This is a genomic window from Mesorhizobium waitakense (assembly GCF_056431085.1).
In genome coordinates this window covers 1-4,798 of record NZ_JBWKME010000125.1, presented here as the reverse complement: position 1 = coordinate 4,798, position 4,798 = coordinate 1, and the positions used below count along the sequence as shown (strand labels likewise).

Genomic DNA, 4,798 nt, shown 5'->3' with positions numbered 1-4,798 from the left:
ACCGCCCCGAACGGAACCGGCGCGCCATGACCGTCCAGAAGATACACCCGCGTGTTCGCAATCGGACGACCGACAGGAGGCAATTGGGGCCAGCATGATGGGTCAGCTGCAAGGCGGTGCTCGGCAATGACGTTGACTTCTGTGGACCCGTATTGATTGATCAATCTCGCCTTCGGATGTGCTTCGAAGAACGCCCTAAGCGGTGGAGTGGCCTGCAATTGCTCACCCGCTGTATAGATCTCACTTAAAGAGGGCAGCAGCACTCGCTGCGCGCCCCAGACCTCCGCAAAATGGTTCAATGCTACGAATGGGAGGAAAAGTCGCTCGATCGCTCGCTCCTTCACGAATTCGAGCAAGTCGGAGAAGTCCCTGCGGGTCTCTTCCCGCAGGAGCACGAGCAGTCCACCGTCCTTCCAACAAATGAACAATTCCTGGGAGGACACATCGAAGTTCAGGGTCGCGAATTGAAGTGTGCGTCGCTTTGACGTGACAACTCCGGCGAGCGAATTCACAAGAGCGCCGTGGGACATTTCGATGCCCTTCGGGGTTCCGGTTGAGCCGGAGGTGTAGATGATATAGGCGAGATGGCGCGCGGTGAGGCCCAACGTGCGCGGCTCCGGGTCCGAAGGCGGCCGCTCGGCCCAGGCGGGGGTGGCAGTATCCAGATCGACCACGCTGACATCGGCCAGCGCCTTGGCGTCCAGTGCTGTGCGGCCCGCGGCGTCGCAAAGCAGTAGTTGCGGTCTTGCATCGCCGACAATCTGCCGCAGCCGCGCCGACGGATAGGCCGGATCCAGCGGCAGATAGGCACCGCCCGCCTTCAGGATCGCCAAAACACCCACCACCATCGAAAGGCTGCGCTCCAGGCAGATCGCCACCGGCTGATCCGGCCTGACCCCGAGGGCGATCAGATGATGCGCCAGCCGATTGGCCCGCGCGTTGAGATCGCCATAGCTCAACCGCTCGTTTTCATAGACCACCGCCGGCGCCTCCGGCGCCTTGCGCACTTGCGCCTCGAACAGCTCATGGATGCACCGCTCCGACGGATAAGGCGCCGCCGTCCGGTTCAACTCCTCCACCAGATATGTGCGTTCGGCGGCCGGGAGGATGTCGACGCGACCGACCGGCTGGCCCGCATCGGCCATCACACCATGCAACAAAGTTTGCAAATGCTGCGTCATGCGGCCGATTTGCTCCGGCGCTAATCGACTGGCATCGAAGTGCCAGCGAAAGCTCCCATCCAGAGCGCAAACCTCAAAGGTCAGCAAATTGCCGCATAGGGCTCGGCCCGCTCTGCGGCTCGTCATCAGATCATCAGCGACGGAGCAGCTTTCTGTCGTGACTGTGATGCCAATCGGCCATGGTCGACGCAACCGTAGCGCCTCCGCAACTCGCAATGTCGGGCAGCGCGCGATAAGATCCCGGGCAAAGCCAGCGTGCGCCTTCAGCTGAGCGAGTTCGGCCGCCACCGTCTTGCGCATTTCTTCAAAATCATGTGCAAGGTCAATGGTAACTTCCATCGGCACGACAGGGGCGATCAACACCTTCACCGCCTTAGACCCAGCTTGCGGTCCTTCCGAAGCAGGCGTCCATCCCAGTTGAAGGTCGGTTTCTCCCGTGATGCGGGCGAGATAGACCAGCCAAGCGGTTACCAAGTATTCCGTGCGATCGAGTGGGGACAGCTCAGCCAAAGCACTTGGAATGAACGCCGAACTAGTCCGCCATCTGGGCGGCGCCGCAGCCACGGAAGACGACAGAAAAGGAGGATTCGATATTCTGAACTGCCGGAGCCGCTGTCGCCAAAAATCCTCCCGAGGCGCCAGCAATTCATGGATGGCAGTTATGCTCCGCGCCTGTTCCTCGCTCAAGATCGGAAGGCGATCACCTTTATCCAGATTGGACTGCCTGGCGAGGGCTCGCGCGTCCAGCGCCTGCCCATAGCGGCCGCCAAAGCAAACATCGACATCCTCTGTACCCGTCGCCACCCGCCAATGGCTGGAGTGGACTTCAAGCAGGCAACCTGCCGGAACGCCCGAGCGTTGAGGCCGCACCTCCAGGCGCCTGATTGCGACAGCCTCATCACCTAGGAGCGCCTTGGGCAGACACAATGGATTGGGATGATACGGGCCAAAGTCTAGGGCACGCGTCGTCGTTGACAGATTTTGCGCGGATCGATCCCATCGCAGACAGCCTGCCGCATCTGGGCGTCGCCATCTCGGAAAATAGCTTCTGTCCCCCAGCGCCTGCGGGTGGGCCGTAAGCTTCCCGCTCTCGAGGCCAGTTAAGAGCTCGCGGAAACTCTCGATCGCGGCTTCATAACATTTGAGGTTCAGGCTCATTGCCGTGTCGGTGGGCGCCACCAGCACTTGGCGCTGAACCACGACGTCACCCGTATTAACACCATCATCGATCCGATGCCACGTGATGGCATATTCGGTCTCTTGCGCCAGCAGCGCCCAGGATGTCGCGTGCGTTCCCGCATATCGTGGCAACGGACCGTCGTGGTAGTTAAATGCACCTCGACGCGCTCGCCTAAACACGTCCGGTGGCAATATGAACGGATTGGCAACAGAGAAAATCCAATCCACCGGCTCCGCCTTCAAAAAAGAGCAGAGCTCTTCGACGCTTTCCATGCACGGGATATTGGCGCCAGTCGCCCACTCTGCGAATATGGCGTCGCCATACAGGGCCGTACCAATGGCGTGGCCCATTTCCATTGCCAGCTGAGCGCACCTAACTGCGACCGTACCACTGCCAACAAAGACGCTGGAGGAGATTGATCGCGGTGCAAGTTGCCTATCCCGACGGCTTGGTTGGAAGGCACTTCCGCGCACCCGAGAATTCTGCGGTGGCATCTTCACCCCTCCCCGAAATCACCTACCAAGCTGGGCGGTTGACGCCCCAGGCGCCGCCCCATTTGATCGCTCACACTGGTTCGGGTACGCTCCGGGAGCCTCACAATCGCTTGTGTAATCTGGCGTGCATTGACGCTATTCAAAGTCTTACGCGGAGCCAGATCTTCCCAATGTCCGCGCCAAGCTCCCACGTCACCAAATATCATGGCCGGCAGTATCGCAGCAGCCAACTTAACCTCGTGCTGCGTTCCGGTGCGCTGATCATGGGACAATCTCTCCTCCGTCTGTGCGTTCCTGGAGAGCTACGCATTTATCGTGCCAAAGGTGAAATGGTTCTCAATCAACGTGATAGCAGTGATATTGCTATGTTACGTATCCGACATCAGTGCACGTCGTGCCATTGAGCGCGCCGTCAATTGGCACAAGCCTTCCGGGATCTCGCCCAAAGTGTCGCGGGCAAAGAAAGCAGAGCCTGAAACGGTTGAGACCGGATTAACCGGAAATGCTGCGCTAATCTAATCGCCAATCGATGAAAGTTCAGTGGCTGATCATCGCCATTTCACATTCGAAACGGGATCTGCTTCAAGCGCCGATCTTCCGAGTCTTTTGCACATGCAACCAAAACCGCCCAGAGTTGCCGGGTACTCAAACGCCTGGATAGAGCGGAATGGATATGAGCAAGACGACAAAAAAATGTCCGCTGAGGCCCGGATCCGTGCGGTGCGGATGGTGTCGGGTCGCTAAGGTGAATATTCCTCGCGATGAGCGGAGTATAAGAACTGGCGTTTGTTCACTTGCTCAATATGCCGAGCCTGCCGGATCGTTGAGTTTGTGGCGCTCGGTTCCGTTGAGGGGCGGGTTGAAGACACTAATGAGGATCAAATCCTTGTCGCGGCCACCGCGCAGGAGATGCTTGTCATGCTTGTCGAGCGCATAGATGTCGCCCTTGCGAATGGGGAAGACATTACCGTCCATGTCCTCGACCTCGCCCTCTCCGGCGATGCAGTAGCAGGCTTCGAGATGATTGCGATATTGCAGAAGCGAGACAGTGTTAGCGCGCACGACAGTGTGGCAGATGGTAAAGCCCAAGCCGTCCTTATCTGTCAGAAGACGATGGCTGGTACCGTTGCCCCAATCGACGAAGTAATCGGTCGCTTCAACATCGTAGAGGGTACGCACAATCATAGCGATATCCTTCTGAGTTTTAATTGTAGGAATACAGGTAAGCCATTATTGTGGAAGCTGCCGCCCGCTATTGTGGCTTGGAAGCGCGGGTTCCGCCTGCTCCCGAAGCCGAAAGGCAAGTTATGGTTGTTTGGCCGGGAGGCATGCTGGCGAGGACATGCAAATCCATTTCGCCATTGCTGCGCGCCAGCCGCCGGAAGCATTGTCGATCCCCTTCTCGCAATGCCCCTATTGCGCGGTTGACGGTGGACGCTGTGTAGGAACTCCGTCGGGGCAACCAGCCCCCGGTCGTGAAGAGGACGTGCATTAATCCCGCATGATCGGATTCACCCAAAAGGCCTACCTCACCTCTATGGCGACTACGCAAAAAGGGGCGAGTTGGAGTCGGGCGGACACTGCCGTGATGTTCCCATTTCTGCGCGGTACCGCCGCCCGAGTTGACATGTTTCGGAATGCCATTGGTGATGGTACTGGCCATACGAAGCGTTTTCGGTCGCAGATCTGGCAACTTGCTTCCTTCCTTCGCTGTGCCTTTCGACACGAATACGGCTCCGCAGCTCTTAGCTGGAGCAAATCTCGCGCCAGCTTGGTAGACAAATGTGGAACAAAAATTTGCGGTTGTTTTTCGGGCAGTTAGCGAGTGGAAGGGTGGAAGGGTAACCGGGGCAAAACCGGTGGCGGACGCGGCGTTATGACTCGGGTGTATCGGGTTGGGGTGGGTGGCGGTTTGGCGGGCGGCGTGATTCCATCAGGCCATG

At 58.5% G+C, this 4,798-nt stretch carries 2 protein-coding genes; both read right to left on the bottom strand.

Annotated elements, in window-relative coordinates:
- Positions 1-2,711, bottom strand: a 2,711-nt coding sequence (locus AC07FD_RS25950; RefSeq protein ID WP_478352144.1) for an AMP-binding protein, incomplete at its 3' end; no start/stop codon positions are given.
- A 942-nt stretch (positions 2,712-3,653) separates the two neighbouring features.
- On the bottom strand, positions 3,654-4,040 hold the full coding sequence (locus tag AC07FD_RS25945; RefSeq protein ID WP_379021277.1) for an ectoine synthase: 387 nt from the start codon (positions 4,038-4,040) through the stop codon (positions 3,654-3,656).
- Positions 4,041-4,798 lie beyond the last annotated feature (758 nt).